This window comes from Megalodesulfovibrio paquesii, assembly GCF_054653055.1.
This window is the reverse complement of record NZ_BAAIGQ010000001.1, coordinates 1-25,524: the sequence shown is the minus strand read 5'-3', so window position 1 is coordinate 25,524 and position 25,524 is coordinate 1. Positions and strand designations below refer to the sequence as shown.

Genomic DNA, 25,524 nt, shown 5'->3' with positions numbered 1-25,524 from the left:
GGATGGATGCATGAAAATTTTTCTGATTGGCCCCCGGGCCAGCGGCAAGACGACCCTGGCCCGGGCCCTGGCCGAGGCGTTGCAAGGAACCTGGCTGGATACGGACGCCCTGGTGCAGCAACAGGCCGGCATGAGCATTGCCGAACTCGTGGACGCCCAGGGGTGGGAGGCATTTCGGGATCTGGAATCTGCAGTGTTGCAGGTGACCTGCGGACGCCAGGCCGGGCAGGCGCCGCTGTTCGCGGCCACCGGCGGCGGGATGATTCTGCGTCCCGAAAACCGCGCTGCTCTGCGCGCCGCCGGACTGGTTCTTTGGTTAAATGCCTCTGGCGACCTCATTACCGCGCGTCTGGCTGCAAATCTGGAACCCGGCCAGCGGCCCTCCCTGACGGGCGATGACCCCGTGACCGAGGCCGCACGGGTTGCCGCTTCGCGGGAATCCCTGTATCGGGAGACGGCCCACGCGGCCCTGGACGCCAGTCTGCCCGTCGCGGAACTCGTACGGCAGGCCCGGCAGTTGATTGACGACCATTTTTTCGGGAGCAGAACATCGTGAGTGGCGACATCTTTGGACGGCTCTTCACCCTGGCCACCTTTGGCGAATCCCACGGCCCGGCCCTGGGGGGCGTGGTTTCCGGCTGTCCGGCAGGCATTCCCCTGAGCGAGGAGGCCATCCAGCAGGAGCTGGACCGGCGCCGCCCCGGCGGGCCCCAGGCTGGCGCGGCTGGCACGGCCCGCAAGGAGCCAGACCGTGTGGAACTGCTCTCCGGGATCTTTGAAGGCCGGACCACAGGCACGGCCATCGGCTTCCTCATCCGCAACACGGACCAGCGCAGCGCGGATTATTCCAACATCAAGGATGTCTTCCGCCCCGGGCACGGGGATCTGAGCTACGCTGCCAAATATGGCGCGCGCGACTACCGCGGCGGCGGCCGCTCATCCGGTCGGGAAACGGCCTGCCGCGTGGCCGGCGGGGCCATTGCCCTGGCGTTTTTGGAAACCCTGGGCATTCAGGTGGCTGCCTACACCATGGAGCTGGGCGGCATCCGCGCCCTGCCGCCGGCGTCCCTGGCGGCAGTGGGCAATGTCTGGGATCGACCCTTCTTTGCGCCGGATGAGGACGTGGTTCCGGCCTGGCAGGCCCGGGTGGCCGAGGTCAAGGCCAGGGGCGACACCATCGGCGGGGTGGTGGAAGTGCGCGCCGAGCCCATGCCCCAGGGCCTGGGCGAGCCGGTCTTTGACAAGCTGGATGCCCGGCTGGCCGGGGCGCTCATGTCCATTGGCGCGGTCAAGGCGGTGGAACTCGGCGCCGGCTTTGAGGCTGCCCGCATGACCGGCACCCAGCACAACGACCCCATCCTGCCCCGCGAACGCCGTCAGCAAGCCACCAACCACGCCGGCGGCGTCCTAGCCGGCATTTCCGACGGCCGGCCCCTCGTGGCCCGCGCCTGGGTCAAACCCATTGCCTCCCACCATAAGCCCCAGGCCACCATCAATGCCGCCGGGCAGGAAACCACCATCACCGTGGGCGGCCGGCACGATATCGCGGCCATCCCGCGCATTGTTCCGGTGTGCCGGGCCATGGCGGCCCTGGCCCTGGCCGACTTCTGCTGCCTGCAGGCCCGCAACGCCGGCGGACTGGCCGCTTCCCTCCGGATCTGACGGGCGTGGGTACAAGGTCGATGGTCAAGAAGCAGACGAAGCAACCGCCGGAACAGAGGCCCCTGCCCGCGGATGCCCCCGCGGCAGAAGGCGAGGGCACGCAGGAACTGGCCGGCCGCATTGAACGGGTAACCTTCAGCAATCCGGAAAACGGCTTTACCGTGGCCCGGGTCCGGCTGCCGGGATCGCGCACGCCGGTTACCGTGGTCGGCGCCATGCTGGACGCCCTGCCGGGCCAGGAGTTCAAATTCACTGGTCGCTGGAAAGAGGATCCCCGCTACGGGCCGCAGTTCCAGGCCGAATCCGCCGTGCAGGCCCTGCCCGTGGAGGAGGATGGTATCCGCCTCTTCCTGGGGTCCGGGGTGATCAAAGGCGTCGGACCGGAGTTGGCGAACAGAATCGTCAATTATTTCAAAGAAAAAACCCTCGACATCCTGGAGCGGGAGCCGGAACGCCTGCAGGAGGTGGAGGGGGTGGGTGAAAAGAAGCTGAAACTGGTGACCGAAGGCTGGGCTGCCCAGCGCGAGGTCCGCCAGGCCATGCTGTTTTTCCAGTCCCATGGAGTCAGCGCGGCGCATGCCTTGCGTATTTTCAAACATTACGGGCCGGCGGCCGTGTCCGTGGTGCAGCACAACCCGTACCGGCTGTGCATGGAAGTCCACGGCTTCGGCTTTCTGACGGCCGACGCCATTGCCGCCAAGCTCAATTTTGCCAAGGACAGCGACCTGCGCGTGGAGGCCGGCATCGTCTTCGTGCTGGGCGAGGAGACCGGGCAGGGCCACGTCTATTCCCCCAGGGATCCCCTCCTTGAACGCGCTGCCCGCATGCTGGATGTGCCGGAAGCGCTGTGCCGCAAGGCCTTGGAAACGCTTGTGTTTGAAAACAGGCTGATTCTGGAGGAACTCCCCGGAGTGGGGGATGCGGTGTATCTTTCGAGCTTCCATACCGCCGAACGGCGAGTGGCCTCCCGCCTGCGCGCCCTGGCCGCAGCCCCGCGGCGGCTGCGGCCCGTGGACGCCGAGGAGGCCATTGAGGAAGCCGAAGCCTCTCTGGGAATCGAACTGGCCCCGAGGCAGGTGGAGGCAGTCAAGCAGGCCGCCAAGTCCAAAGTGCTGGTGGTGACCGGCGGCCCCGGCACGGGCAAAACGACGATCATCAAGGCTATCCTGGCGCTGTATCAGTCCCTGGAGGCCGCGGCCCTGCTGGCCGCACCCACCGGCAGGGCGGCCAAGCGCATGGCCGAGGCCTGCGGCCAGGAAGCCAAAACCATTCACCGTCTTTTGGAATTCAGCCAGCAAAACGGCGGGTTTTCGCGTACGGAAGAAGACCCGCTGGACTGCGACCTGCTGATCATCGATGAAAGCTCCATGATCGACCTGATGCTCATGCATCATCTGCTCAAGGCCGTGCCCCTGGGGGCCACCATGGTGCTGGTGGGCGACGTGCACCAACTGCCCTCGGTGGGGCCGGGCAACGTGCTCAAGGACATCATCAACTCCGGGGTGGTGCCCGTGGTGGAGCTGGACGAGGTGTTCCGCCAGGCCCGGCAGAGCGACATCGTCCTTGGCGCGCACGCCATCAATCAGGGGCAGGTGCCATACATGGAAACCTCGCGGGAACGCCCCTCTGATTTTTATTTTATCGAAGAGGACGATCCGGAGCGCTGCGCCCGGCGGATAGTGGATCTGGTCAAGCACCACATTCCCCGCCGGTTCGGGTTTGATCCCATGGACAGCATCCAGGTGCTCGCCCCGATGCACAAGGGTTCCGCGGGGGTGGAGAAACTCAACGAGCTGTTGCAGCTCTCCCTGAACCCCCAGGACAAAGCCCTGGTGCGAGGTGGCAAACGATTTCAGTTGCACGATCGTGTAATGCAGTTGCGTAATAATTACGATCTGGATATTTATAACGGTGATCTCGGGCGGGTTGTGGCTGTTGACCCGTTGGGGCCCGGGGTCATGGTGAAATTCGATGATCGGGAAATCCTGCTGGAAGGGGCGGATTTGGATGAGATTACCCCGGCCTATGCAATTTCCATCCACAAATCACAGGGTTCCGAATACCCAGCCGTTGTGGTGCCCGTCTTGACGCAACATTATGTCATGTTACAACGCAATTTGTTGTATACAGCGGTCACGCGGGGGCGCAAGCTGGTTGTCCTGGCCGGGTCCCGCAAGGCGCTGGCCATTGCGGTGCGCAATAACAAGACCCTGGCCCGGCACACCTGGCTGGCCGAACGGTTGCGGGGCTGACGGAAACCGCTAACAGGCATTGGAGAGAACAGCATGTCTTCTCAGGACAACTCGCGCCAGACACTGCCAGGTGGCATGAAGGATTGCCCAGTGGCCCTGCTGGCTGTCTCTCCGGAAGGCGAGTTGCGCGATTGCAATTCGGCAGCGCATCGGCTGCTGGACGCGTGCCAGGATCCGGCCCATACGGTAATCAAAACCTTGCATGGCGCCATGCAGGCAGCCGGCTGCTCGGAAGAGAATGATCGTTCCATCATCTGCCGGCTACCACTCAAGGCCGGTGGGGTGTGTGACCTTTCCCTGCATGTCTGCTCGCTTGACGATGGCGGCCAGATAGTGGGCCTGGCGGATGTGACGTCCTTGGTGGCGTCTCGCGAGGCCTTGTCCTGCGCCATCTCCGAACGCGAGCGTGCCCTGGAGAAGGCGCTGGCTGCCAAACGCGAGTTCCTGGCCAACATGAGCCACGAACTGCGCACGCCCCTGAATGGCATTCTGGGCATGACCGATCTGCTCTCCATCACAGACACCACCGAAGAACAGCGGCTCTACATCGAGGCGGTGCGCAGATCTGGGCGTGATCTGTTACATATCGTCAATCATCTTCTTGATTTGTCTGCGTCTGAACGCGGGATGCTGACCTTGCGTGTGACGGAATTCCGGCTGCGCGAAACCTTGGCCTCGGTCTTCGACATGCTCAAGCGTCTGGCCGATGAAAAGGGCCTGGCCTTTGAGTCGTTCATTCAAGCGGATACTCCCGACATCCTCGTCGGCGATGCCGAGCGCCTCAAGCAGATCATCTACAACCTGGGCGACAACGCCGTGAAATACACCCGCCAGGGCGGTGTGGCCATTCATGTCCATCCCTGGACAGAAACGGATGGCGTCAGGCCGGGCAATGGCGCCAAGGCGGAAGATGGCGCCGCCACCCTCGTCATCCAGGTGCATGATACCGGCCCGGGCGTGCCGGCCCACAAGCGGCAGCATATTTTCGATGCCTTTTCACTCGGCGAGGAATTGCTGACCAAAAAGCACGCCGGCGCCGGGCTCGGGCTGCCTGTTTCCAAAACCCTGGCCGAAATGATGGGCGGCTCTCTGGTGCTGACCAATGCCGGCGAAAACGGCACCGGCTGCACCTTTACCTGTATCGTCAAGCTCTGCACGGCAAAGGAAAGCACAGCGGAACGTCAGCCCCTCCAGCCACCTTCGCAAGGGGAAGCCAAGCTGGGTTCCCTGCGGGTCTTGTTGGTGGAAGATGAAGACGTCAGCCGCATCTTTGCCAAGGTGTTTCTGGAAAAACAGGGACACACGGTGGAAACAGCCCTCAATGGACTGCAAGCCCTGGAAAAACTGGCGGCTTCCCGTTTTGACGTGGTACTCATGGACGTGCAGATGCCAGAGATGGACGGCCTGACCGCCGCCAGGGAGATTCGGGCCGGAACCAGCGGCGTGGATCGCGACGTGCCCATCGTGGCCCTGACCGTGTTCTCCTCCGCCGAGGACCGCGACCGGGTCAAGCAGGCGGGCATGGACGAGTATATCTCCAAGCCGGTGGATGCGGAACGGCTGGACCGCGCCCTGCGCCGGGCGCTTGCCAGAAACCGCCACGCCGACTAAAGAGAATCCTCCAACACAGGGTCGCTCGGTATCATGTGCCCGTTGCCGCACGCACGTGCGCGGTACGATACGATCATGGGAACACGCGGCCAGGCGAGTATGGACGGCACGCTTTTGCAATATCTGACCACGTTTCCGCAGCGTCTGGCCCGGCCGGCGCATGCCGGCCGGTACATGCTGCTTGCGGTGCTGGTCTGGGGCTTGCTTCTGGGTGCCTGTGCCAGACACCCTTCCGCCGTGCATTCGCCTGCGCCGGTCTTCGGACCGGTGGCGGACCTGGCCAGCTTTCCGCAGGATCCCCGCCGCCTGCTCGGCACCGGGCGGGCCTGGCCGGAAGGGGCGGCCTTTCCTCAGGCTGCGCTGTACGCCTCTTTCCGCGAGCGCTGGCTCAAGCCCTGGAGCCCGGACACCGCGCCCCTTTCTGCCAAAAGCGCTCTCTGGGGCATCGGCACCTACGGCGGCAAACAGAGCTTTTTCCGCGATGGCAAACCCCGCCCCGCCGGCTGGAGCAGCGCCATCGCCGCCAACTGCGCCGCCGCCACCTTTCCTTCCCTGCGGCTCCCGGGCCTGGTGCTGCAAACCGGGGATCTGCGCGTGTTGCCCACAGCCGAGCCGTTCTTCCTGGATCCTTCGCGCCCTGGAGAGGGATATCCATTTGATTATTTTCAAAATTCAGCCATCTGGGCCGGCACGCCCGTGCTCATCACCCACCAGAGCGCCGATGGTCTGTGGCTGCATGTGGACGGCCCCTATGCCTCGGGCTGGATGCCCCGCCAGCAGGTGGAGGTGGTGGACCAGGGCCTGATCGATCTCTTCTCCCGCGCGCAATGGGCCGCGGTGACGGCGGAGCACCTGACCATCACCGCCGAGGGCAACCGGGTCACCCAGCGGCTGGGCGTGGGAGCAGTGCTGCCCGTGCTGGAGCAGGGGCCTTTTGGGCTGCGGGTTGGTCTGCCACGACGCAGTGGCAACCGCGTCGCACTGGATCCGGCGGTCTTGGGCAACGCCCAGGCGTCCGTCATGCCCGTGCCCTTCCGGCCTGAGCGGGTGGCCGGCATCGCGGCGGGCATGCAAGGCCAGGCCTATGGCTGGGGTGGTTTGGACGGCCTGCGGGACTGTTCCTCGCTGATGCGCGATCTGTTCACCCCCTTTGGCATCTTCTTGCCCCGCAATTCCTCGCAGCAGGCCAAGGCCGGGGAGCAGCGCAGTTTGGAAGGGCTCTCGGCCCGGCAAAAGGACGAGCTCCTGCAGCACGAAGGCCTGCCGTTTCGCACCCTGGTCAACAAACCGGGTCACGTGATGCTCTACATTGGCACCCACAAAGGGCAGGCGGCGGTCTTTCACGCCATCTGGGGCGTGCGCGCCGAGGATGCCGCGGGCCGGGAGGCGAGGGTGGTTCTGGGCCGGACCAGCATCACCAGTCTGAACCCCGGTGCGGAGCAGGATGCCGTCAAACGTCTGGGGAAAACCTTGGGTGACACCCTGACATCCTTCACCATCCTTCCCGGCCAGCCATAGGAGGCAGTACTCCCATGTGCACGCCCTGCACAGCGCTGGACGCCAGCCCCTTCCGGATGTAAGCAGCAATGCGGATCTTGTTTCTTGGAGATGTGATGGGCCAGCCCGGGCGCGAGGCCGTGCGCCGGGAACTGCCCCGCCTGCGGGAGCGCCATGCGCCGGATGTGGTGATCATCAACGCCGAAAACGCCTCCGGCGGCGTGGGACTGGCCCCGCCCGAGGCCCGCGAACTGCTGGCCCTGGGCGCGGACGTGCTCACCGGCGGGAACCACACGTTCCGATTCCGCGAGCTGCAGGACTACATGGACACCGAACCCCGGGTGCTGCGTCCGGCCAATCATGCACCGGGCACTCCGGGCCGGGGCTGGACAGTGGTGCATACTGCCTCGGGAACACCTGTGGCCGTGTGCAACCTGCTGGGCCGGGTGTTTCTGGAGCCGGTGGATTGCCCGTTCCGCAGTGTGGATGCCGTGCTGGACGAAATTTCAGTGTTTGACAAAGAAATCCGCCATATTGTGGTGGATTTTCACGCTGAGGCCACCTCCGAAAAACTGGCCATGGCCTGGCATCTGGACGGTCGCGTCAGCCTGATGGCCGGCACGCACACCCACGTGCAAACCGCGGACGCCCGCATCCTCCCCAAGGGCACGGCCATGCTTACCGATGCCGGTATGTGTGGTGTGCAGGATTCCGTCCTGGGCATGGCCCGGGAGCCGGTGCTCAAAAAGTTCATCACCGGCCTGCACACCCGGTTCGAGCTGGCCAAAGGGGAGGGCAGCGTGCAGGGGCTGCTCCTGGAAACCAACGACGCCACCGGCCGCGCCACGGCCGTGCTGCCCATCTCGTGACATCAACATAAAGGATCATCGCATCGTGGACGCCGAACTCAAGCAACTGCTGCGCGGCTGCGTGGACTGCATCGACATCGAAGAGCTTAAGAAGAAGCTGGCCAAGGGCAAGCCCCTGCGTGTGAAAATCGGCTTTGACCCCACGGCGCCGGATCTGCATCTCGGCCACACCGTCTGCCTGCAAAAGCTCAAGCATTTTCAGGATCTCGGGCACCAGGCCATCTTCCTGATCGGCGACTTCACCGGCATGATTGGCGACCCCACTGGCAAGTCCGAAACCCGTCCGCCCCTCACCCGCGAGCAGGTTCTGGCCAACGCCGAAACCTACAAGCAGCAGATCTACAAGATCCTGGACAAGGACAAGACAGAAATTGCCTTTAACTCCACATGGATGGATCAGTTCACCGCCTCGGACTTCATCCGCCTGTGCTCGCGCCACACCGTGGCCCGGATGATGGAGCGTGACGACTTCTCCAAACGCTTTGCCGACGGCCGGCCCATCGCCATCCACGAATTCCTCTATCCCCTGGTCCAGGGCTACGACTCCGTGGCTCTCAAGGCCGACATCGAACTCGGCGGCACGGACCAGACCTTCAACCTCCTCGTGGGCCGCCATCTGCAGAACCATTACGGCCAGGAACCCCAGTGCATCATGACCATGCCGCTCCTGGAAGGCCTGGACGGCGTGCAGAAGATGAGCAAATCCCTGGGCAATTACGTGGGCATCGACGAGCCGGCCAAGGACATCTTCGGCAAGCTCATGAGCGTTTCGGACGTGATGATGTGGCGGTACTACGAGCTGCTCTCGGACAAGAGCCTGGATGAAATCGCCGACCTCAAGGCCCAGGTGGAGGGTGGTGCCCTGCATCCCATGGAATGCAAGAAGCGTCTGGCCTGGGAAATGGCTGCCAAATACCACGACGCCCCGGCCGCGGACCATGCCCGCCAGGAGTTCGAGACCGTGTTCAGCAAAGGCGCTCTCCCCGAGGAGATGCCCGAACATGCCGCCACGGCGGGCGAGGCCAGCCGCCCCTTCCAGTTCCTGGCCGACTCCGGCCTGGCCGCCTCCCGTGGCGAGGCCCGCCGCCTGATCAAATCCGGCGCGCTCTCCGTGAACGGCGACAAATGCGACGATGCCGAAACGCCCCTTGCCCCAGGCGAGTACGTGATCAAACTGGGGAAGAAGCGGTTTCTTAAGTTGTTGGTATCTTGATTGATTAAAAAAACACCCGCAAAAGGCTTGAGCCTTGACGCTTTTTGATGCAAGATTCCGCCCGTCGCAGGCTGAGTAGTTTGCGCCGGTTTACCAAATATGGCAACAACGTCCCGGGCTTTTGGGACAATTGGGGAGAGAGGCGATTCGCGATGCAATCCAAACCCTTGACACCCACCCAACGTGCCGTGCTGTGCACTATTGAGTCCTTTGCCCAAGCCAAACGGTATCTTGGCCTCATGCCCCGGCATGTGGTGGTCTCCCTGTCTGAGGAAGACGTACACTGCTTGGAATCCCAGGGGCTTGTGGCCTGGGACGCTGCAGTGAATCCGCTTGGCTCCACCGTGGAAGGGTTACGCCTTACCCCTTGCGGGCAGGCGGCGGTGCAGCCTGATGCACCGTGCAGGGCCTGAACGCGCCTCGGCCATTCTGCGCAAGTCCGATCTTCCACGTCGCGTGCAGCACTTTTTGCTGTGCGCGACGTGTTTTTTTGCAGTAACAATCCTTGGCATGATCTGGATTGTGCGCCCTTGCTCCAAAGCAGCTGCGCTCAACCTGTGATTGTATCTGCAAATCGTGCCAAGTTAAATTATTTGGTAACACAATCCGACGTGCTCAGGGATTTTGACAGGATTAGGCAAGAAATTTATAGGATCATACCTGCCGCCCTGCCTCCCGAGCGCGTACATACAGTGCTGCGCTACACGCATCGGCCTCCAGAACTGCGCCAACTTTTTTGGAAAAAAGGTGAGCAGCCGCAATTGGGCCATGTGACGTCATCCTGATTGCATGCCAAAGACCGGCCATGGTTGTGCTGGAAGAATCCAGGCCATCACAGGAGGAATGTCCTGCTCCGTCGCAGCCGGATCACAATCCCCTCCAGCAATGTCGTTTGAGTCTCCATGCGGGCGCGGAAAGACGAACCGCAGTCGTGGATCTCAATAAACTGCAACACGGCATGACACTCCGCAGATGTGCTGCAATCAATCAGCACTTGGCGCTCTCATGGGGTCGCTGCGTTTCATTTCAATTCTTGCAATGCACATTGATACTCTACCTGTAACCAGCAAGGGTGGAACAACATGGAAAAGTCGAAGGTGTATTTTACGGATTTTCGGACAAAAGCCTTTGGCGACAGTTTGCCGACCAAATTGAAGAAGCTGATAAAAAAGGCCGGCATTGCACACATAGACATGAAGGGCCGCTTTGTGGCCATCAAGCTGCATTTTGGCGAACTGGGGAACCTCAGCTATTTGCGCCCCAACTATTCCAAGGCCGTGGCGGATGTCGTCAAGGGATTGGGCGGCAAGCCGTTTCTCACAGACTGCAACACCATGTATCCGGGCAGCCGCAAAAACGCCCTGGAACATCTGGAGTGCGCGTGGGAAAACGGCTTCACTCCACTCACCGTGGGCTGCCCGATCCTCATTGGAGACGGCCTCAAGGGGACTGATGATATTGAGGTTCCCGTTGAGGGCGGTGAATATGTGCGCGAGGCCAAAATCGGCCGTGCCATCATGGATGCGGACGTATTCATCAGCCTCACGCACTTCAAAGGACACGAAATGACCGGGTTCGGCGGGGCCATCAAAAATATCGGCATGGGCTGCGGCTCCCGCAGGGGCAAGGCCGAACAGCACAGCGACAGTAAAGCCTCCATTGATGAAGCCCGCTGCACCGGTTGCCGCGCCTGCCTGAAAGAGTGCGCCAACAATGGCCTGGAGTTCAACCCCGAAACCAAAAAGACACGAGTGCTACAGGACAACTGCGTCGGCTGCGGACGTTGCCTTGGCGCCTGCAACTTTGACGCGATTTCTTTCGGATTCGACGCGGCGGTGCAGGCGCTCAACTGTCGTATGGCAGAGTACACCAAGGCGGTGCTGCATGGCCGCCCGCATTTTCACATCTCGCTGGTTGTCGATGTGTCCCCCAACTGCGATTGCCACGGCGAAAACGACGCCCCCATTTTGCCGGATCTCGGCATGTTCGCGTCCTTTGACCCGCTGGCGCTGGACCAGGCCTGCGTGGACGCCTGCCTCAAGGCCACACCGCTTCCAGGCAGCCAACTGAGTGACAACATGGGAAAATCAACTTTTGTTGATCACCACGACCATTTCACCAATTCCAGGCCGGAGTCCGAATGGCGCACGTGCCTGGAACATGCCGAGAAAATCGGCCTGGGCAGCCGCGAATATGAGCTGATTGTGGTCAAATAGCGAGTTGCACGCAGACGGCGCGGACGCTGGGAGATGGGATCTTCCAACGTCGTTCCGCACGCTGGCGGGTCTTCTCCCTTGGCGCAAGGGGTGAAGCCCCGCCATTTATTGAACGGGCAAAAGGCGACGCAAGCACGCCGTCCACCCCTCCCGGCGAATCCCATTGGGCGGTGAGTTCTGCGGGATTAGGCAACAGAGGTGTTTACTTGAGCGCAAGAACTGCAACACCCAGCCCGAGAACCGCGATGATTGTGCTCCACACCCATTGCCAATGCCGCAGATAAAAACCAACGATGGCACGAACAATCTTGGCTGTCCAGTGATACTCCTATAGACCATCGGTATGATGAAAACTGAACTGCCAGGATCGATTTCAAACGCATGAATTTTGGTTTCTCCTTCCTACCAACGTTTGATGTGCGAGAGCATGAACGCTCCTTTGCGCAGTTAAATTGATCCGCACCTAAGGCAGAACTTTTTTTACTTGTCCAACACTCCGACATGCACTGCGCAAAAAATGATTGAGCTGTTGAAGGATCACCATGTACGTATCATTCATTGCTACGGAAAATCCACGTCACTGGTGAGATCGATGCCAGGAAACTCGAACAGCACTGGCGTGCAGGTGCCCTGACGGATGATGCGCAAGCGGCAGGGCAAGGTACGTCCCCGGTGCAGGTCATGGGCAGTCACGAAACGTTCCCCAGGCGGGCGGCCACCGGCCAGGCTCAAGTGATGGAGTTTTCCCGGTTCGTACAACTCGCTCCTGACAGGGCTGTCCGGAACGAAGCTGAAGGTCACGGACAGGGCAGCATAGGGCAAATCAGGGCGCGGTTCAGCCTGCGGGGCCACCGCTTCGATGGTGGCCTGGCCAGGGAACTCGTCATATTGACAAGCGCCCCCAGTCATAACCCCCTGACCCCCTGGAGCCTGCCTGGCCGGGAGCAGGCAGCCAAGCAGCAGCGTCAGGGTTATCACCATCGCAGCCATCGGAAATCGACTGAAATCGCACATGATACCTCCAAAGTATAGTCAGGCTCAATGTACCCCCGGCGGCCAGTTCCCTGATTGGCACAGGCGGGTCGGAGGCTCGCCGAGCAGCCACGCCTCGGGACTTCGCTCTGCCACCGTGTTCGTTTGGAACAACGCAGTGTTGTAGATATATCATGCTGGGGTTAAACACGAAAGCGTAAAAAACCACGCAGATGCAGGGCAGCGGCTGCTTTTATCAGGCAGTGAGGCGGGACATGGTGGGATTTGAGGGGATATAGTGGGAAGGAAAACGCGTTGTTAGGAGCGTCCTGGCGGGTCTGAAAGCCGCTGGGGCGCTTTTATCAGTTTTGGGGGTTTGCGGCCTGCTGGCCAGGTCTTGCCGCGTCTGCTTTTATCACCGGCTTTCACGTAACTATTTGATGCTGCAAGCTTTCGACATCAGGACCCCCGCGCGGTTGATTGGCTGACCCGGAACCAACTGCACACTTACACTGAGAAAAAATCATATTTTAAATCAGTAAGTTGATGTTGTTTTGACAATCTAGTTCCGAGTCCGACTCGGAACTAGATTTCACCCATAATTCTATACTGCCAATGTATACAATGACACGTTTGGCATACCTATCTTGCCTCTCTACACCACCATAAGACGCGCCCTATAATGTGAATGTATTGCCCTTCGAGTGAAAGGTCTATTTCGATAGGATCGTATGACGGATTTTTGCTCCTAAGCACAAGCTTGCCTGGAAGCTTGTCAATGCATTTAATTAGTATTTCATGGTCAATTGCAATCGCATAAATCGCGCCTGCAATTAGTTCCTTTTTGCTTTCATCTATTAGTACCATGTCGCCGCCATGAATGTCAGGCTCCATAGAGTCACCATAAACATCCATAAGCACCATGCTAGATGGGCGACCTCTCGCAATAACCCACTCTTCGCGGAAGGCGAACCACCCGTGGACATCTCCAGATGTTTCCAAGCTGCCATTACCAGCCGACAGCCGTGCGTTGACTTTCTTAATGTAGATCATGCCGCTTTCGGATGCTAACTGCGGCGCGGCGTCTATTTGGCCGAGAAGTAGAAAGTCGGTTGAACAACCGAAAAATCGGGCGAGACTGATTATGGCGTCGCCTTTCGGTAGCCAACCATCCTCATAGCGCTGCAGTGAAGAGGTCGCGACTCCGAGCGCCTGTGCAACATCGCGCTGTGTAAGGCTTTTCGAGTCCCTAAGCTTGCGCAAGCGTTCGCCGAAACCTTTATTTTTACCTCCCTCCTCAGGCATTTTGGGATGATTTTTTTGCATTTTTATCCAATGGTTAAAGTGTGTTGATGGCATCACTCAAAAAACAGGTGATCATTGCTCAATTTTTCGGTTGCAACACCCGAAAAATCGGTTTAGAAGAAGTCTCGCAAGGTCGCCATGTAGACCATGCCCCCAGTCTGGATAACACCAGTTCAGGCCGGAAACAACGCCCGGAAAAACCCGGATATTGGACGGACAATGCCCCATCGGACGCGCCCACTGTCTCTTTTCGCCGCATCGTTGGACGTTGATCCAATGATCAAGGCGGCCATGCGGCGAGCTTATGAATCCACGGGGCTGAGTATGGATCAGGTGGTTGATCGGATGAACGGGGTAGCCGGGGAGCATGGGCTCACACTCTCGGCTGGGCGCGGTGGGCGGCTTTCTGTCGAGACTTTGGCGAAATGGCTGAACCCAATGGAAACAGACAGACCGGTGCCAACGCGCGGGGTGGTGGCTTTCTGCCGAGCCTTGCACACGCTGGAGCCGTTGCAGGCGCTGGCGGCTCCATTGGAGGCGAAGGTCATCGACCGGAAGCAGGTTGCCCTGCTGCAGCTTGCGGAGTTGGAAGAGGCCGAGCGGCAACTGAAGAAGAAAAAGGCCCGGTTGCGGGCTGTGTTGGAGGACTAGGCATGACGGGTAGCAAAAGGCCTATGGCCATGGCGCGGCGTATTGATTCCGTGGAGAGCCCACGCAACGGGCGGGCGATCCGGGCGTACCTGGTGCGTAAAGGGATCAGCATGGCGGACATCGCCAGGGATCTGGAGTGCTCCCGCAGCCTGGTCTGCCACACGGTGCGTGGCGGAAAAAACAACAAACGGGTGCTGACGCGGCTGGTTGAACTGGGCGTGCCGCGCCGTTATCTGGCTCTGCCGGACGGCGTAGGGGTGGCTGCGTGAAAGCGCTGCCGGCCCGCGTAATCGCCTCATCGCTTGGCGTAACCGAGCGGGGACTGAGGAAACGTGCTCTCTATGAGGATTGGCCCTACGTCACCGGCACGCGCGGCGCACGGCTGTATCTGCTGGAGGGGTTGCCGGCGGCGGTACGGGAGCGGGCTGTTGCGCATGTGCTGGACCAGGCTGCCCCATTGACCGGACCCGCGCCAGCTGCGCAGGTGCCGGCCTGTCTGATGGCCCCCATGCGGGACTGGCAGGCGGAGGTGCGGGACGCGCGATTGGGCGTGCTGGAAGCCGTCCGCGGGCTGGCCGAAACCATGCGGGTGGGGATCATCAAGGCTGAAGCCACATTTGCAGCAATGGCCGCGGCGGGGACGTTGGCCCCCCGGCTGGCGGAGTTGGCCGCGGTGGCCAATGCCCGCAAGGGCGAACAGCGGGCTGTGAGTGCCGTGACGCTGCGGCTCTGGCGCACCACGCTGGACCGGCAGGGGCCGGATGCCCTGGCCCCGAAGCCCACCAAATTGCCAGACAACGCGCCCCCGGCGTGGCTGGGGCCGTTCCTCAAGCTGTACCGCCGGCCTGGCAAGCCGACCCTGGCCATGTGCTATGAAGTGGCCGTTACCCAGGGGTTAACGCTGCCTTCCATCAGCGCGGTGGAACGGACCATCAAGCGTCTGGGCGCGGTGCAGGCCAACAAGGGCCGCATGGGGCCGCGGGCGCTGCGGAATCTGCAAGCCTACGTTAAACGCACCTTCAAAGAGCTTTTGCCCGGCGACGTGTACACGTCCGACGGCCACCGGCAGGACATGAAGGTGCTGCACCCGGATCATGGCCAGCCATTCCGGCCCGAGGTGGTGGCGGTATTGGATCTTGCCTCGCGCAAGTGCGTGGGCTGGAGCAGCTGGGAGCATGAATCCGCCGGGCTGGTGGCAGATGCCCTGCGGCACAGCGTGGAGACGGCGGGCATCCCGGCCCTGTTCTATGCGGACAATGGCTGCGGCTTCAAGAATGAGATGCTTGGCCGCGAAGGCGACGGGCTGTTGCTGCGCCTGGGCGTGCGCATTGAGCACAGCATCCCCTACAATTCCCAGGCCCGCGGGGTGATCGAAGGATTTCAGAAGAACTGGATCCGCAGCGCGCGGATGCTGCCCGGCTACTGCGGCTGGGACATGGATGATGAGGCCGAGAAGAAGATCCACAAGCTGGCGCTGGTGCAGATCAAGGAGCGCGGAACTTCGCCCCTGTATCCGACCTGGGATCAATACCTGGCCTGGATGGACGAGCAGATGCGGGCCTACAACGCCCGGCCGCATCGTGGCTTGCCCAGGATTCAAGATCCGCAGACGGGCCAGCTCCGTCACCAGACCCCGGACGAACGCTGGGCCGAGCTGGCCCGCGATCCCCTGTGCGAGCTGTTCCACCCGACGCCCGAAGAGGCCGCCGAGCTGTTCCGGCCGCATCTGATCCGGACCTGCCGGCGGTGCCTCGTGACGCTGTTCAACCGGGAGTACTACGCGCCGGAATTGGAGGCCATGCACGGGCAGGAAGTGCAGGTTGCCTACGATTTGCACGACTTTTCCAAGGTCTGGGTCCGCAACCTGGACGGCCAGCTGCTGGCCATTGCCAAGCAGGACGGCCACGCCGCGGCGTATTTCCCGCAATCGACCATTGAGGCCGCGCGCGAAGGTCGCCGCAAGGCGCAGCTGAAGCGGGCGCAGGCCAAGGTGGTGGAGATGCAGGGATATGTGCTCGGGGGAACTGAGTTCCCCCGAACCCCCTCCATTCCACTCGATCAGGGGGGGCAGGGGGGATTCTCCCCCCTGGAGGCTGCCTCCATTGCCCCCGCCCCGGCGGGGAACCCCAAGCGTGAGCGCTTCCTCAAAGCGCAGGCCCTGGAGGCCCGGCGCACGGGAGGCGAGGCCCTCTCGCCGCATGAAGCCAAGTGGCTGGATTATTACGTCACCACACCAGAATACCTCAGCCAGGCCCGGCTCTATGAAGAGTTCGGGGAAGTGGCCCTGGGATAACAGGAGGAACAGATGAGAGTGTTGCAACGAGTCCCCCAACGAGGTCGCATCGTGATCCATGGCACGAGTTACGAACACCCCGCATTGTGCCTGCAGCATGGGGGCGAGGTGAAGGTGGCTTTTGATCCTACTGATCTAGGCAGTGTGTGTGTCTATGACAAATGTTCACGCCCCCTGTGTGTTGCCAAACAGGCCACCGTTGGCCCTGCCAAGAAAGGAGCCTGAGATGACGGCAGCAGGCACGGGCATTGCGCCCCTGACAAACGTGCGGCTCTTTGCCGAGCTGGTGGAACGGGTCTGCAACCGGCCGGCGCACCTGCCGGGCATGGCCACGTTCCACGGGCACAGCGGCTACGGCAAGACCTGGAGCGCCATCCACGCGGCCAACAAGGCGCGGGCCAAGTACGTGGAGGTGGGGTCATCCTGGACCAAGAAAAAGCTGTGCACGGCCATTGCCACCGAGCTGGGCCTCGCGCCCCGCGGGACCATCGGGGACATGGTGGAAAAGGTTGTCGAAGCCCTGGCCGTGGCCAATGCGCCATTGATCATCGACGAGGCCGACCATCTGGCGGCCCGTGGCATGATCGAGCTGGTGCGGGAGCTGCACGACGCCAGCGGCGCGCCCATCATCCTGATTGGCGAGGAGCGGCTGCCGGACAAGCTGGCCCAGCATGAGCGCGTCCACAACCGGATGCTGGACTGGCTGCCGGCCCAGCCGGCCACGGTACAGGACTGCGAGCTGCTGGCCCGGCACTACTGCCCGGATGTGGCCATTGCGCCCGGCTTGCTGGCCCGGTTGCACCAGGCCAGCGGCGGGCGGCTGCGGCGCATCTGCGTCAATCTGGAACGGGTGCGGGAAGCGGCCCGGACCGAGGGCTGGGAGCAGGCGGACGAACAACACTGGGGCAAGCGGGAATTCTTCAAAGGGGAGACCCCGGCCGTGCGGAGGGCTGCGTGATGCCTCCGAAACCTATTGATCAACGCCACCCCCTGGCCGGCAATGACGCGGTGTGGACGGCCATGCTGGAGTTGGCCGACGCGGGCAGGGACATCACTGTGGCGGCCGTGGGGGCCAAGGTACTGCGGGGCAAGGGCGAAATCCGGGAATACCTGCGCCGGCTGTGCCTGGCCGGGGTGTGCACGGCCACTCCTGGCCAGGGGATAGGGGCGATGACGACGTACCGATTGACGCAACGCCCGGCGCAAGCCCCGCATCTGGACAAAGAAGGCAAGCCGTTCCCGGAAACGGACCAACAGCGCATGTGGCGCGGGTTGCGGATGATGAAGGCGTGCACGGCTGTGGACCTGGCCACCGCCGTCTCCGTGAAGGAAAGCGTCGCCTACACTTATCTGAAAATGCTGGCGCATGCCGGGTATGTCACCAGATCGGGCGACCAGTACCGCCTGGTGCGCCAGCATGGGCCGCTGGCGCCGATGATCCAGAAGGTGAAGCAGGTCTATGACCCCAACCTCCAGGCCGTGGTCTGGCCGCAAGGGGCGCAGAAGGGGGCGCGGCCATGAGTGCGTTGCAGGTGGCGAGGCAGCACTGGAGCCCGCTGCCGCCCTGGGTGGAGACCCTGGCCAAGGCCTGCGACGCGGAGAGCCAGGCGGCGGTGGCCAAGCAGTTGGGCGTCTCCCCGGCCCAGGTCAGCACGGCGCTTCGGAGCAAATACCCTGGCGACCTGGTCGGGCTGGAAGCGAAGGTCTGGCGGGTGCTCGGCGGGGACGTGGTCAACTGCCCGGTGCTGGGGGAAATCGAAGGGGCCACGTGTCTGGAACATCAACGGCGGCCCCTGGCCGCGACATCCGGATTCCGCGTGCGGCTGCATCGGGCCTGCCAGGCCTGTCCGCAGCGCATCGTGAACGGCAGTTGAAGGAGGCGTGAAATGTCAATCGCTATTGAAATCATGGAGACGGCCTTTGCCGTGCAGCGGCTGCAGGGCTGGAGCAGCGACCCCAACCTGATGCGCGAGTCCAGGGATATTGCGGAACGGCTGGTGCAGCTGGCCAAGCATGTGGATGCCCTGGAAACGACGGACAGAGCCAACAAGGAAGCAGAGGAGGTGACGGCATGAGCGAGGAACAGGCGGCCTACGGAGCGACACCCCAGACCGACATGGCCGATTTTCGCCAGGATGCCCGCGGCAATCTGGTGCACGTGAAGAACATCAAACCCCTGGACATGGCCCGCGATGACCTGGTCCGGTCCATCATCCCAGATGCCCTGGCATTGCGCCAGGCCCTGCGGGACTTCAAGGCCAGGGTGTCCGGCGATGTGGCCGCCTTCGTGGATCTGGCATTCGAGGAGTACGGCGTCAAACGCGGTGGTAGCAAAGGCAATGTCAGCCTGCCGACCTTTGACGGCCGGTACAAAGTCGAACGCGTCATTCAGGAGCGGGTGGAGTTCGACGAACGCATCAAGGCGGCGCAGGCCCTGGTCCAGGACTGCCTGACGGAATGGACCTCCGGCGTGTCCCCGCAGGTGAAGACCATCATTGACGCGGCCTTCCAGGCCGATGGCAACGGCATGCTCTCGCGGGCCAAGGTCTTGAGCCTGTTGCGCCTGACCTTTGAAGATGACCGCTGGAATCGGGCCATGGAGGCCATCAAGGACAGCCTGCGTGTGGTGGACAGCAAAACGCACTTCAAGATCCTCGAACGTCAGGAAGACGGCAGCTATCGCAACATCCCCCTGACGTTGAGTGACGCATAACCCAAGAGAAGAAGAAGGAAATCATCATGACCGAAGCACAGCTCATCGACGCCATCAAGGACAAGTTCGCCGGAGATATCACCAAGACCGCCATCGGCCAAGTGCTGGACGCCCTGGCCGCGGTGGCCACTGAAACCCTGGCCCGTGGGGAGAGGGTGCCCCTGCCGGGCCTGGGCAAGCTGGAAGTGCAGCAGCGCGCCGCTCGCATGGGGCGCAATCCCAAGACCGGCGCGCCGCTGGAGATTGCCGCCAGCAACACGGTGAAGCTCAATCTGGCGCAAGCGCTGAAGGGGGCGGTGAATCCGTAAGCGAAACGGGAGGTCTCCTCCCGTCGGCATGGCGCGGTGGCCAGGCCCTGATGAGCAGCCAACGGAGAAAGACGCATGAAACCCACACGCAACGCAACCCCCACCCATACGCCGCAGGACACCAAGAAGGCCCTGGCCATGGTGCATGTGGCCAAGCAGAAGCTGCGGTTGGATGACGACGTGTACCGCAACCTGCTCCAGGACAGGTTCGGTGTCGGGTCTGCCAAAGACCTGACCCCGGCGCAGCTGGGTTTGTTGCTGGACCAGTTCCGCCAGCTCGGATTCAAGCCGTCCAAAAAGCCGGCGGATGTGAAGACGGGCCGCGGCACAGGGCCACTCCTGCGCAAAATCGAAGCCCTGCTGGCCGCCAAGGGTCAGGATGAGGGACGCTTTGTGCCCCTCTCGTATGCCGAGGGCCTGCTCAAAAAGATGACCGGCGTGGAGAAGCTGGCATGGGCCACACCTGAGGATTTGCGCAAGGTGGTGGCGGCACTCTCGGTGCACAATCGGCGGCACGGTGGGAGGCAGTCCTGATGCCGCGGCCGTCTGCCCTGCTGGGCGACCCCTCACACCGTACGCGCTGGCTGCCGGCCTCCCTGCGGGCGCTGGCCGAGGAGCTCGGCCCCGGCGGCGGCGAGGCCTGCCTGCGGTTGATGGAGGCTTACGGCGGAGTGGCCCGGCTGTACATCCCGCGGCACATCGGGCCGGGGCATCCCATCGCCCGGATCATGGGCTGGCCGGAGGCCAAGCGCCTGGCGGCAATCTATGGCGGCGACTACCTGTGCAACGTGCCCCTGGGCACCGAGGCCGTGCGCAAGGCCCGAGACGCCGAAATCGTGGAGCGCGTGGCCGCCGGAGCCTCGCCGCGGGATGTGGCCCTGGACCTGCGCCTGACCGAACGCACGGTGCGCCGGGTGCTGGCCCGGGCACGGGATGCCGGTCCCCGGCAGGGGAGCCTGTTCGATGACTTTTGAGGCAGCCCGGCTGCATGGGGTGTGGCAGGGCGCAGCCCCCGGCTCCAAGGACGTGCTGCGCTTTGATCCCTCGGGCCGGCTCTACGTCTTTATGTACGGCCACGCTGCAGCCCGGGATCTGCTGATTGAAGACGTGGCCGAGACAGACGCCGGCCTGGTCTTCCGGCTTCGCTCCGGCCGCAAGTCCGTGGTGGCTACCATCAGCCAGGATGGCCGGCTGAAAATGGAGTGCGGCGGGGAAGTGTATTTTTTTTCAGAAGGTTGGATGGATAATGGCCGAAAAACGCAAGCCCATGGCGACGCTCTTGCTCAGAAAACCGGGCAATATAAGCATCAAAATTGAAATTTTTGACGGCGCGCTTTTCGGGCAAGCCGGCTACCGCCTGCGGGTGAATGGGCGCTTTGTGTCCGTCAAGGGCCAGCCCTTTTACCATGCTGCAGACGGGGTGGTGGCAACATTGCGTGGGCTGGTCTTCGGCACCTGGATCCTGCCGGAACCGGAAGAGGAAGCCCCGCCGGCCGCCTTCGCCCCCGGCGACCGTGTGACCGTATTCTATGAACTGGCCGGCGTGCCACGGGCCGAGATGGGCATTGTCCGTTCCGCCCCCCTGCAGGATCAGGCCGGCCGGCAGCATGTGCTGGTGGCCACGGGCGGGCCGATGCGCGTGGCGCTGTTTCCGGTGGAAAAAGTGGAGGTGCGGGAGTGAAATCGCTGCTGTTGCCCGGCCTCGTTGCCGTTGTGTCGCTCGCCCTTGTCTTTGCCCTGGGGGTTGTTCTGGGTGTGTCTGCAGGGATGTACGGGATGCTTGAATCCCTACGCGCCTCCACGGTGCGGACGGTGGAGGATGGGGAGCCGACAGTGGAGTTGCACTTTGTCCTTGGCCCGTTCCGGTATGTCAAAAAGATCGCTGCCGAGGCCCCTGCCGATGCCCCGCGTTAAAAAAGCCGGGTTGCCCCGGCTTCGTTCACTTGTTCCGCCTGCGCCACTCCCACGGCGGGGTGGGATCGGCCTCTGCCCAAAGGCCGCGGCCGGCTGCTCTGGCGGCAGCCTCGCTCGCGTCCCATTGCTTGCAGACGGTGATGGTGCAATATTTCGTGTAAACCCAGGCGTGCCCGGCCTCTACAATCTCTCCGTTGAGGCTTTTTCCGCCGATGGAGACCAAAGCAACCTGCCGACCATACCGGTCCACATCAACCGTTTCTCCTTCAACCACCGCGTTGTATGCCTTGGCCCGGACGAATTGCGTCGCCTCGAAGCCTCCAGGCTGGGCAGATTCCGGGCAATCGATCCCGTACAACCGCACTTTGATCGTCGTGGCATTGTTCAGGATGACGTGGATGGTGTCACCATCGGGGATGTACGAGACGACGCCGGACCAGCCCCAGGCAGAGGCCGGCACAAGCAACAGCAGGAAAACGAGCAGCCGCGTCATGGCTTGCAGACCTTGCATGGGCGGTATCCTGCAGCAATGGCTGCATCGCGGGATTCAAAGGCGGCTGTGCAGCGTTTGCAATTGAAGTGTTTGCAGCCCTGGATATGGAAGATGCCGGATTCAGTATTGCCGTGGTACGTTGCTCCGGCGGCGTGGAGCATGGCCGCAGCGCCCATAGCCAAGGCCAGGGACAAGGCCAGCGAGACGGCCAAGTTGCGAAGTGGAAGCATGTCTCCTCCGATAGCTACACGGTTGATGGTATTGACAAGCCAGCATGCATGGCTCTTGACATTTTCCCGCATCGGGTGCAACTCTTTCCATACGGAGCCTGAGAACTCCTCAAAGGTCGGACCCGCACCCGTTAGACTTGCGGTTTTTTTGCGCCCTGCGTCTTCCTGACGGCAGGCAAGAGCCCAGATTGTTTTGCCGGGTGTAGGTTAATACAAGAGCCCTTTCGGGGGTAAATAAGCCTGCCGCTACCTTTGGCGGTTCTCAGCACCCGGCTTTTTTTGTTCATGAGAAAATCAAAGGAGCTCTGCCATGTCTGACCTGATCCCCCTTGATGTGACCCGCGACCTGGAGTTTCACGGCGACACGCCTGTGATCTCTTCCCTGCGCATTGCCGAGCGTTTCGATAAGCAACACGGCAACGTTCTGCGCGACATCCGCGAATTGTCTACCAAGTGTTCGGAATCATTTGTTGGACTCAATTTTGAGTTCAATACATACACCGATCCCATTGGCCGCACTCTGCCTATGTGCTACCTGACCCGCGACGGATTTTCCATGTTGGTCATGGGGTTCACCGGCCCCGAGGCCATGCGCTGGAAGGAAGGCTACATTGCCGCCTTCAATGCCCTTGAAGCGGCCGTGAAAGAGTCCCTGGTGCAGCGCCTGGAGCGGGCGGAAGCCGTGACGCGGATCCTGGAGGCCACGCACCGGGAGGAGGTGGCGCGGCTCCTGGCCCTGCCGGACGAGCGGCGGCAGCTGCTCTTGCGCGCGGCGCGGTATGTGCGTTTGGGGCTGGCCCGGTGGGAAATCCGCCGCTTGACGGGCGTGTCCGAGCGGACGCTGGAGCGGGCCATTGCCGACGCCCGCAGCCTGGGGCTGATAGACTATCCGCCAGAGAAGGAAAAGCCCTTTGGGGCGCAGTTGGCGCAGGCCCTGCTTTCCATGGAGGCTACGGCATGAACTACCTGCGCCCGACGGACACGTGCCAGGATGCCCTGGAACGGGCTGCCGGCGTGGCGGCCTTTCTGGGGGCCATGGCGGAACGGGTGGCGCTGGAGCCCCTGAGTCCGGATGAAGCCTACGGGCTGCAGTGCGTGGTGATGGCCCTGGAAGAAACGCTGACCCTGGCCAAGGGCCTGCCGCCGTGCCGGCGGCCCGGCAGCCTGGCTGCATAGCGCATATAGGGGAAGGCCCTGGCCTGCAAGCGTCGAGGCCTTCCCTTTCCGCCCAACTCCACATAGGATAGTCGCCATGCGTACCACCTTCGCCTTGATCCTCTCCTTGCTCCTCATCCTTCCTGCCGCCGCCCAGGTCGCCAAGGCCGCCCAGGCCGCGGACTCCGGCCACATGGTGGACGGCCAGGGCCGGACCACTGGGACGTACACCCGCCAGGGGGACGGCGTGATCCTGCGGGACCGCCAGGGCCGGACGCTGGGGCGCATGGAACAGACGCCCGGCGGGGATGTGCGCGCCACGGACCGCCAGGGCCGGCGCGTGGACCCTGCGGCCGTGCTGCCCGGAGCCTCCCCGCAGCCCTGATCCCGCCTCCGCGCCCATTCCCCATCTATGTCCGCCTGCTTCGGCCTGACACCTGTCAGGCCGTTTTTTTTGGCCCGCCAGGGGTAGCGTCTGCACATTGCTGCATCTCATCTGCCTGGAGGTCACATGCGCGCTCCCTTGACCGATGCCGACATTGCCGCCGCAGCCGCCGCCCTGGGGGTGGAAGCCTGCGCGGTGCGGGCCGTCCTGGCCGTGGAATCCTTGGGCAAGGGATTTTTGCCCCGACGGCCGCCCGAGGGTGCTGTTTGAGGGCCATATCTTCTGGCGTCAGCTGGTCTCGCGAAATATCGACCCCGCGCCCCTGGCCGGCAAGTACCCCAACCTCGTGTACCCCAAGTGGGACCGGTCGCAGTACCGGGGCTCCCTTGGTGAATGGGAGCGGCTGAACAGCGCCGCCCTGATACACAAGGATGCGGCCCTGTGTGCGGCGTCCTGGGGGTTGTTCCAGATCATGGGCTTCAATCACCCGCTGTGCGGGTTCGCTGACGTGCAGGCCTTCGTGGCTGCGCACTGCGAAAGCGAGGCGAGGCAGCTGGAGGCCTTCTGCGCCTACCTGCGTTCCGCGGGTCTGGTCGCCCCCCTGCAGCGGCTGGACTGGTCCGAATTCGCCAGGCGCTACAACGGGCCGGGCTACAAGGCAAACAAGTACGACACCAAACTGGCGGAGGCCTACGGGCGCTGCCGCCGGGATCAGTAACCAACAACACGACGTCCCCCAAAAAAAGGAGCATTCTCATGGCTGATCTGAACACCGTCAAAACGTTCTTCGGCTCCAAGACCGTCTGGGGCGGGCTGGTGGCCCTGGCGGCCGGCCTGGCGGGCCTGGTCGGCTACGCCATCAGCCCGGAAGACCAGGCCCAGCTGGTGGAAGTGGGCGCGGGACTGGCCGCGACCGTAGGCGGGGCTGTGGCCGTCGTTGGCCGCGTGGTGGCCACCAAGGCCATCAAGAAGTAAGGCCGGCAGGCGACGCGCAGATGGATGAAGCAGATCAGGCGCAACGGGCGGAGGCCGCCTTTCTGGCGCAGGCCCTGGCCCAAGCGGGTCGGGCGGGCGCGCCGGAGCTGGCCAACGCTGACGGGCTGTGCCCCGACTGTACCGATTGTGGCGACCCCATCCCCGCAGCGCGGCGGCAGGCCATGCCCGGCTGCCGCCGCTGCCGGGACTGCCAGGAACTCTATGAATCGGAGCGGCCATAACAGGCCATATTAGGGGCCGCCGCCAATGCCTGACCATCCACCGACCATCAACCGGCCTGCGGGCCAGGCCCCCCGGAGGCATGCGTGGACTACGCCACCGCAAAATTCTGGATTGATTTGGCCCAGACGTTTTTTACCGGCGCATTGGGCATCTACATTTACATGGTCAACCGCGAACGGGTCACGAACCAGCGTATCAAGGAGCTGGAAGACACCCTTGAAGAGCGTTTGAACGACCATGCCTCGCGCCTGGCCAAGGTCGAGACCACGTGCTGTACCACGCCCAGTCAGACCCAGCTGCATACGGAGCTGGCCAAAGTCTATGAGCGCATGAACCGCATTGACAGCACCTTGAACGATCTGGCCGGCGAATCACGGGCCAATCGCCAGTTGCTCACCACCATGCATACCTTCCTCTTGGAGCGCAACGCATGAGCACCTATGCCACCACTGTGGAGCAGCGCCGCCGCTTGGACCTGCTGCGCCTGCTGGCCCTGGAGCCCGGCTACCGGCTGAACGCCCCGCTGCTGCAGGCCTGCTGCTGCGAGGCCGGCTTGCCCAGCACCCT

Annotated in this window: 36 protein-coding genes and 1 other RNA gene; 33 read left to right on the top strand and 4 right to left on the bottom strand. The window is 62.6% G+C overall.

The features are described from left to right. Positions 1-10 precede the first annotated feature (10 nt). The 8 genes from aroL to ACYQ00_RS00150 all read left to right on the top strand — a co-directional run bounded on the left by aroL (position 11) and on the right by ACYQ00_RS00150 (position 11,320). Positions 11-556 carry a shikimate kinase AroL gene (gene aroL, locus ACYQ00_RS00185; RefSeq protein ID WP_460030214.1) on the top strand — a complete coding sequence of 182 codons (546 nt, stop codon included), beginning with the start codon at positions 11-13 and terminating at the stop codon, positions 554-556. After that, a complete protein-coding gene (gene aroC / locus ACYQ00_RS00180) occupies positions 553-1,662 on the top strand; it encodes a chorismate synthase (RefSeq protein ID WP_460030213.1) in 1,110 nt (369 codons plus the stop codon). Before aroL ends, aroC begins: the two co-directional genes overlap by 4 nt. A gap of 5 nt (positions 1,663-1,667) precedes the next feature. Then, positions 1,668-3,914 (top strand): SF1B family DNA helicase RecD2, encoded by a 2,247-nt coding sequence (gene recD2, locus ACYQ00_RS00175; RefSeq protein ID WP_460030212.1) that lies wholly within the window; start codon positions 1,668-1,670, stop codon positions 3,912-3,914. A 33-nt stretch (positions 3,915-3,947) separates the two neighbouring features. Further along, the gene (locus ACYQ00_RS00170; RefSeq protein WP_460030211.1) at positions 3,948-5,525 is read left to right on the top strand and encodes a response regulator; all 1,578 of its coding nucleotides are present in this window, start codon (positions 3,948-3,950) and stop codon (positions 5,523-5,525) included. A gap of 99 nt (positions 5,526-5,624) precedes the next feature. Further along, positions 5,625-7,043, top strand: a complete 1,419-nt coding sequence (locus ACYQ00_RS00165) for an SH3 domain-containing protein (RefSeq protein ID WP_460030210.1) — start codon at positions 5,625-5,627, stop codon at positions 7,041-7,043. A gap of 68 nt (positions 7,044-7,111) precedes the next feature. After that, positions 7,112-7,891: a TIGR00282 family metallophosphoesterase gene (locus ACYQ00_RS00160; protein ID WP_460030209.1), complete on the top strand. Its 780-nt coding sequence runs from the start codon at positions 7,112-7,114 to the stop codon at positions 7,889-7,891. Positions 7,892-7,913: 22 nt separating this feature from the next. Further along, positions 7,914-9,104 carry a tyrosine--tRNA ligase gene (gene tyrS / locus ACYQ00_RS00155; protein ID WP_460030559.1) on the top strand — a complete coding sequence of 397 codons (1,191 nt, stop codon included), beginning with the start codon at positions 7,914-7,916 and terminating at the stop codon, positions 9,102-9,104. A 1,082-nt stretch (positions 9,105-10,186) separates the two neighbouring features. Beyond that, on the top strand, positions 10,187-11,320 hold the full coding sequence (locus tag ACYQ00_RS00150) for a DUF362 domain-containing protein (protein ID WP_460030208.1): 1,134 nt from the start codon (positions 10,187-10,189) through the stop codon (positions 11,318-11,320). A gap of 561 nt (positions 11,321-11,881) precedes the next feature. Here the strand turns inward: ACYQ00_RS00150 and ACYQ00_RS00145 are convergent. Together ACYQ00_RS00145 and ACYQ00_RS00140 are read right to left on the bottom strand one after the other, a co-directional pair. Further along, positions 11,882-12,334: a hypothetical protein gene (locus ACYQ00_RS00145; protein WP_460030207.1), complete on the bottom strand. Its 453-nt coding sequence runs from the start codon at positions 12,332-12,334 to the stop codon at positions 11,882-11,884. Positions 12,335-12,934: 600 nt separating this feature from the next. Continuing rightward, complete coding sequence (locus tag ACYQ00_RS00140) at positions 12,935-13,651, bottom strand: XRE family transcriptional regulator (RefSeq protein ID WP_460030206.1); 717 nt, start codon at positions 13,649-13,651, stop codon at positions 12,935-12,937. Between ACYQ00_RS00140 and ACYQ00_RS00135 the strand changes: the two genes are divergently transcribed. The 17 genes from ACYQ00_RS00135 (at position 13,645) to ACYQ00_RS00055 (ending at position 21,476) form a co-directional block, all read left to right on the top strand. Then, positions 13,645-13,869, top strand: coding sequence for a hypothetical protein (locus ACYQ00_RS00135; protein ID WP_460030205.1), 225 nt, complete (start codon positions 13,645-13,647; stop codon positions 13,867-13,869). The genes ACYQ00_RS00140 and ACYQ00_RS00135 overlap by 7 nt on opposite strands. Positions 13,870-13,921: 52 nt before the next feature. Then, positions 13,922-14,248: a hypothetical protein gene (locus ACYQ00_RS00130; RefSeq protein ID WP_460030204.1), complete on the top strand. Its 327-nt coding sequence runs from the start codon at positions 13,922-13,924 to the stop codon at positions 14,246-14,248. Between the two features lie 29 nt (positions 14,249-14,277). Beyond that, entirely contained in the window at positions 14,278-14,517 is a 240-nt protein-coding gene (locus ACYQ00_RS00125; protein ID WP_460030203.1) for a helix-turn-helix domain-containing protein, read from the top strand. After that, positions 14,514-16,541, top strand: coding sequence for a Mu transposase C-terminal domain-containing protein (locus ACYQ00_RS00120; RefSeq protein WP_460030202.1), 2,028 nt, complete (start codon positions 14,514-14,516; stop codon positions 16,539-16,541). The genes ACYQ00_RS00125 and ACYQ00_RS00120 overlap by 4 nt, the downstream gene beginning before the upstream one ends. A 12-nt stretch (positions 16,542-16,553) precedes the next feature. Further along, positions 16,554-16,766 carry a Mu transposase C-terminal domain-containing protein gene (locus tag ACYQ00_RS00115; protein ID WP_460030201.1) on the top strand — a complete coding sequence of 71 codons (213 nt, stop codon included), beginning with the start codon at positions 16,554-16,556 and terminating at the stop codon, positions 16,764-16,766. Position 16,767: 1 nt separating this feature from the next. Next, positions 16,768-17,499, top strand: coding sequence for an AAA family ATPase (locus ACYQ00_RS00110; protein ID WP_460030200.1), 732 nt, complete (start codon positions 16,768-16,770; stop codon positions 17,497-17,499). After that, positions 17,499-18,062, top strand: a complete 564-nt coding sequence (locus tag ACYQ00_RS00105; RefSeq protein WP_460030199.1) for a hypothetical protein — start codon at positions 17,499-17,501, stop codon at positions 18,060-18,062. The genes ACYQ00_RS00110 and ACYQ00_RS00105 overlap by 1 nt, the downstream gene beginning before the upstream one ends. Continuing rightward, positions 18,059-18,415, top strand: coding sequence for a hypothetical protein (locus ACYQ00_RS00100; RefSeq protein ID WP_460030198.1), 357 nt, complete (start codon positions 18,059-18,061; stop codon positions 18,413-18,415). Before ACYQ00_RS00105 ends, ACYQ00_RS00100 begins: the two co-directional genes overlap by 4 nt. 12 nt (positions 18,416-18,427) lie before the next feature. Further along, positions 18,428-18,616 carry a hypothetical protein gene (locus ACYQ00_RS00095; RefSeq protein ID WP_460030197.1) on the top strand — a complete coding sequence of 63 codons (189 nt, stop codon included), beginning with the start codon at positions 18,428-18,430 and terminating at the stop codon, positions 18,614-18,616. Then, positions 18,613-19,254, top strand: a complete 642-nt coding sequence (locus ACYQ00_RS00090) for a DUF3164 family protein (RefSeq protein WP_460030196.1) — start codon at positions 18,613-18,615, stop codon at positions 19,252-19,254. The genes ACYQ00_RS00095 and ACYQ00_RS00090 overlap by 4 nt, the downstream gene beginning before the upstream one ends. Positions 19,255-19,280: 26 nt before the next feature. Next, the gene (locus tag ACYQ00_RS00085) at positions 19,281-19,562 is read left to right on the top strand and encodes an HU family DNA-binding protein (protein ID WP_460030195.1); all 282 of its coding nucleotides are present in this window, start codon (positions 19,281-19,283) and stop codon (positions 19,560-19,562) included. Further along, positions 19,561-19,626, top strand: an RNA gene (locus tag ACYQ00_RS00080) — hammerhead ribozyme type II. The genes ACYQ00_RS00085 and ACYQ00_RS00080 overlap by 2 nt, the downstream gene beginning before the upstream one ends. Positions 19,627-19,637: 11 nt before the next feature. Beyond that, complete coding sequence (locus ACYQ00_RS00075) at positions 19,638-20,096, top strand: gp16 family protein (RefSeq protein ID WP_460030194.1); 459 nt, start codon at positions 19,638-19,640, stop codon at positions 20,094-20,096. Beyond that, entirely contained in the window at positions 20,096-20,536 is a 441-nt protein-coding gene (locus ACYQ00_RS00070; RefSeq protein ID WP_460030193.1) for a helix-turn-helix domain-containing protein, read from the top strand. Before ACYQ00_RS00075 ends, ACYQ00_RS00070 begins: the two co-directional genes overlap by 1 nt. Then, entirely contained in the window at positions 20,526-20,879 is a 354-nt protein-coding gene (locus ACYQ00_RS00065; RefSeq protein WP_460030192.1) for a hypothetical protein, read from the top strand. The genes ACYQ00_RS00070 and ACYQ00_RS00065 overlap by 11 nt, the downstream gene beginning before the upstream one ends. Further along, positions 20,830-21,243, top strand: a complete 414-nt coding sequence (locus ACYQ00_RS00060; RefSeq protein ID WP_460030191.1) for a hypothetical protein — start codon at positions 20,830-20,832, stop codon at positions 21,241-21,243. The genes ACYQ00_RS00065 and ACYQ00_RS00060 overlap by 50 nt, the downstream gene beginning before the upstream one ends. A 95-nt stretch (positions 21,244-21,338) precedes the next feature. Then, entirely contained in the window at positions 21,339-21,476 is a 138-nt protein-coding gene (locus ACYQ00_RS00055) for a hypothetical protein (protein ID WP_460030190.1), read from the top strand. 25 nt (positions 21,477-21,501) lie between these two features. Here the strand turns inward: ACYQ00_RS00055 and ACYQ00_RS00050 are convergent, their stop codons facing one another. Both ACYQ00_RS00050 and ACYQ00_RS00045 read right to left on the bottom strand, forming a co-directional pair. After that, the gene (locus ACYQ00_RS00050; RefSeq protein WP_460030189.1) at positions 21,502-21,987 is read right to left on the bottom strand and encodes a thermonuclease family protein; all 486 of its coding nucleotides are present in this window, start codon (positions 21,985-21,987) and stop codon (positions 21,502-21,504) included. Beyond that, positions 21,966-22,199 carry an Ada metal-binding domain-containing protein gene (locus ACYQ00_RS00045; protein WP_460030188.1) on the bottom strand — a complete coding sequence of 78 codons (234 nt, stop codon included), beginning with the start codon at positions 22,197-22,199 and terminating at the stop codon, positions 21,966-21,968. Before ACYQ00_RS00045 ends, ACYQ00_RS00050 begins: the two co-directional genes overlap by 22 nt. A gap of 310 nt (positions 22,200-22,509) precedes the next feature. Here ACYQ00_RS00045 and ACYQ00_RS00040 point away from each other — a divergent pair, with 310 nt between their 5' ends. From ACYQ00_RS00040 to ACYQ00_RS00005, 8 genes are all read left to right on the top strand, one after another. After that, on the top strand, positions 22,510-23,160 hold the full coding sequence (locus tag ACYQ00_RS00040; protein ID WP_460030187.1) for a Rha family transcriptional regulator: 651 nt from the start codon (positions 22,510-22,512) through the stop codon (positions 23,158-23,160). Next, positions 23,157-23,375, top strand: coding sequence for a hypothetical protein (locus ACYQ00_RS00035; protein WP_460030186.1), 219 nt, complete (start codon positions 23,157-23,159; stop codon positions 23,373-23,375). Before ACYQ00_RS00040 ends, ACYQ00_RS00035 begins: the two co-directional genes overlap by 4 nt. Positions 23,376-23,451: 76 nt before the next feature. Continuing rightward, entirely contained in the window at positions 23,452-23,739 is a 288-nt protein-coding gene (locus ACYQ00_RS00030; RefSeq protein WP_460030185.1) for a hypothetical protein, read from the top strand. A gap of 126 nt (positions 23,740-23,865) precedes the next feature. Continuing rightward, positions 23,866-24,009, top strand: coding sequence for a hypothetical protein (locus ACYQ00_RS00025; protein WP_460030184.1), 144 nt, complete (start codon positions 23,866-23,868; stop codon positions 24,007-24,009). Next, positions 23,999-24,457 carry an N-acetylmuramidase family protein gene (locus ACYQ00_RS00020; RefSeq protein ID WP_460030183.1) on the top strand — a complete coding sequence of 153 codons (459 nt, stop codon included), beginning with the start codon at positions 23,999-24,001 and terminating at the stop codon, positions 24,455-24,457. Before ACYQ00_RS00025 ends, ACYQ00_RS00020 begins: the two co-directional genes overlap by 11 nt. A 38-nt stretch (positions 24,458-24,495) precedes the next feature. After that, entirely contained in the window at positions 24,496-24,714 is a 219-nt protein-coding gene (locus ACYQ00_RS00015) for a hypothetical protein (protein ID WP_460030182.1), read from the top strand. A gap of 20 nt (positions 24,715-24,734) precedes the next feature. Further along, positions 24,735-24,956 (top strand): TraR/DksA C4-type zinc finger protein, encoded by a 222-nt coding sequence (locus ACYQ00_RS00010; RefSeq protein WP_460030181.1) that lies wholly within the window; start codon positions 24,735-24,737, stop codon positions 24,954-24,956. An 84-nt stretch (positions 24,957-25,040) separates the two neighbouring features. After that, positions 25,041-25,391, top strand: coding sequence for a DUF2730 family protein (locus ACYQ00_RS00005; protein ID WP_460030180.1), 351 nt, complete (start codon positions 25,041-25,043; stop codon positions 25,389-25,391). Positions 25,392-25,524: the final 133 nt, after the last annotated feature.

Excerpts from the sequence above, each read along its gene's own strand:
- ACYQ00_RS00165 (WP_460030210.1), top strand. The coding sequence starts at position 5,625 with ATGGACGGCACGCTTTTGCAATATCTGACCACGTTTCCGCAGCGTCTG.
- ACYQ00_RS00030 (WP_460030185.1), top strand. The coding sequence starts at position 23,452 with ATGCGTACCACCTTCGCCTTGATCCTCTCCTTGCTCCTCATCCTTCCT.
- ACYQ00_RS00100 (WP_460030198.1), top strand. The coding sequence starts at position 18,059 with ATGAGTGCGTTGCAGGTGGCGAGGCAGCACTGGAGCCCGCTGCCGCCC.
- ACYQ00_RS00105 (WP_460030199.1), top strand. The coding sequence starts at position 17,499 with ATGCCTCCGAAACCTATTGATCAACGCCACCCCCTGGCCGGCAATGAC.
- ACYQ00_RS00065 (WP_460030192.1), top strand. The coding sequence starts at position 20,526 with ATGACTTTTGAGGCAGCCCGGCTGCATGGGGTGTGGCAGGGCGCAGCC.
- ACYQ00_RS00130 (WP_460030204.1), top strand. The coding sequence starts at position 13,922 with ATGGATCAGGTGGTTGATCGGATGAACGGGGTAGCCGGGGAGCATGGG.
- ACYQ00_RS00070 (WP_460030193.1), top strand. The coding sequence starts at position 20,096 with ATGCCGCGGCCGTCTGCCCTGCTGGGCGACCCCTCACACCGTACGCGC.
- ACYQ00_RS00055 (WP_460030190.1), top strand. The coding sequence starts at position 21,339 with ATGCTTGAATCCCTACGCGCCTCCACGGTGCGGACGGTGGAGGATGGG.
- ACYQ00_RS00170 (WP_460030211.1), top strand. The coding sequence starts at position 3,948 with ATGTCTTCTCAGGACAACTCGCGCCAGACACTGCCAGGTGGCATGAAG.
- ACYQ00_RS00040 (WP_460030187.1), top strand. The coding sequence starts at position 22,510 with ATGTCTGACCTGATCCCCCTTGATGTGACCCGCGACCTGGAGTTTCAC.
- ACYQ00_RS00090 (WP_460030196.1), top strand. The coding sequence starts at position 18,613 with ATGAGCGAGGAACAGGCGGCCTACGGAGCGACACCCCAGACCGACATG.
- ACYQ00_RS00050 (WP_460030189.1), bottom strand. The coding sequence starts at position 21,987 with ATGCAAGGTCTGCAAGCCATGACGCGGCTGCTCGTTTTCCTGCTGTTG.
- ACYQ00_RS00010 (WP_460030181.1), top strand. The coding sequence starts at position 24,735 with ATGGATGAAGCAGATCAGGCGCAACGGGCGGAGGCCGCCTTTCTGGCG.
- ACYQ00_RS00060 (WP_460030191.1), top strand. The coding sequence starts at position 20,830 with ATGGCGACGCTCTTGCTCAGAAAACCGGGCAATATAAGCATCAAAATT.
- ACYQ00_RS00095 (WP_460030197.1), top strand. The coding sequence starts at position 18,428 with ATGTCAATCGCTATTGAAATCATGGAGACGGCCTTTGCCGTGCAGCGG.
- aroL (WP_460030214.1), top strand. The coding sequence starts at position 11 with ATGAAAATTTTTCTGATTGGCCCCCGGGCCAGCGGCAAGACGACCCTG.
- ACYQ00_RS00110 (WP_460030200.1), top strand. The coding sequence starts at position 16,768 with ATGACGGCAGCAGGCACGGGCATTGCGCCCCTGACAAACGTGCGGCTC.
- ACYQ00_RS00035 (WP_460030186.1), top strand. The coding sequence starts at position 23,157 with ATGAACTACCTGCGCCCGACGGACACGTGCCAGGATGCCCTGGAACGG.
- ACYQ00_RS00135 (WP_460030205.1), top strand. The coding sequence starts at position 13,645 with ATGGCATCACTCAAAAAACAGGTGATCATTGCTCAATTTTTCGGTTGC.
- ACYQ00_RS00015 (WP_460030182.1), top strand. The coding sequence starts at position 24,496 with ATGGCTGATCTGAACACCGTCAAAACGTTCTTCGGCTCCAAGACCGTC.
- ACYQ00_RS00025 (WP_460030184.1), top strand. The coding sequence starts at position 23,866 with ATGCGCGCTCCCTTGACCGATGCCGACATTGCCGCCGCAGCCGCCGCC.
- ACYQ00_RS00160 (WP_460030209.1), top strand. The coding sequence starts at position 7,112 with ATGCGGATCTTGTTTCTTGGAGATGTGATGGGCCAGCCCGGGCGCGAG.
- ACYQ00_RS00140 (WP_460030206.1), bottom strand. The coding sequence starts at position 13,651 with ATGCCATCAACACACTTTAACCATTGGATAAAAATGCAAAAAAATCAT.
- ACYQ00_RS00085 (WP_460030195.1), top strand. The coding sequence starts at position 19,281 with ATGACCGAAGCACAGCTCATCGACGCCATCAAGGACAAGTTCGCCGGA.
- ACYQ00_RS00150 (WP_460030208.1), top strand. The coding sequence starts at position 10,187 with ATGGAAAAGTCGAAGGTGTATTTTACGGATTTTCGGACAAAAGCCTTT.
- ACYQ00_RS00145 (WP_460030207.1), bottom strand. The coding sequence starts at position 12,334 with ATGTGCGATTTCAGTCGATTTCCGATGGCTGCGATGGTGATAACCCTG.
- ACYQ00_RS00045 (WP_460030188.1), bottom strand. The coding sequence starts at position 22,199 with ATGCTTCCACTTCGCAACTTGGCCGTCTCGCTGGCCTTGTCCCTGGCC.
- ACYQ00_RS00115 (WP_460030201.1), top strand. The coding sequence starts at position 16,554 with ATGAGAGTGTTGCAACGAGTCCCCCAACGAGGTCGCATCGTGATCCAT.
- ACYQ00_RS00075 (WP_460030194.1), top strand. The coding sequence starts at position 19,638 with ATGAAACCCACACGCAACGCAACCCCCACCCATACGCCGCAGGACACC.
- ACYQ00_RS00125 (WP_460030203.1), top strand. The coding sequence starts at position 14,278 with ATGGCGCGGCGTATTGATTCCGTGGAGAGCCCACGCAACGGGCGGGCG.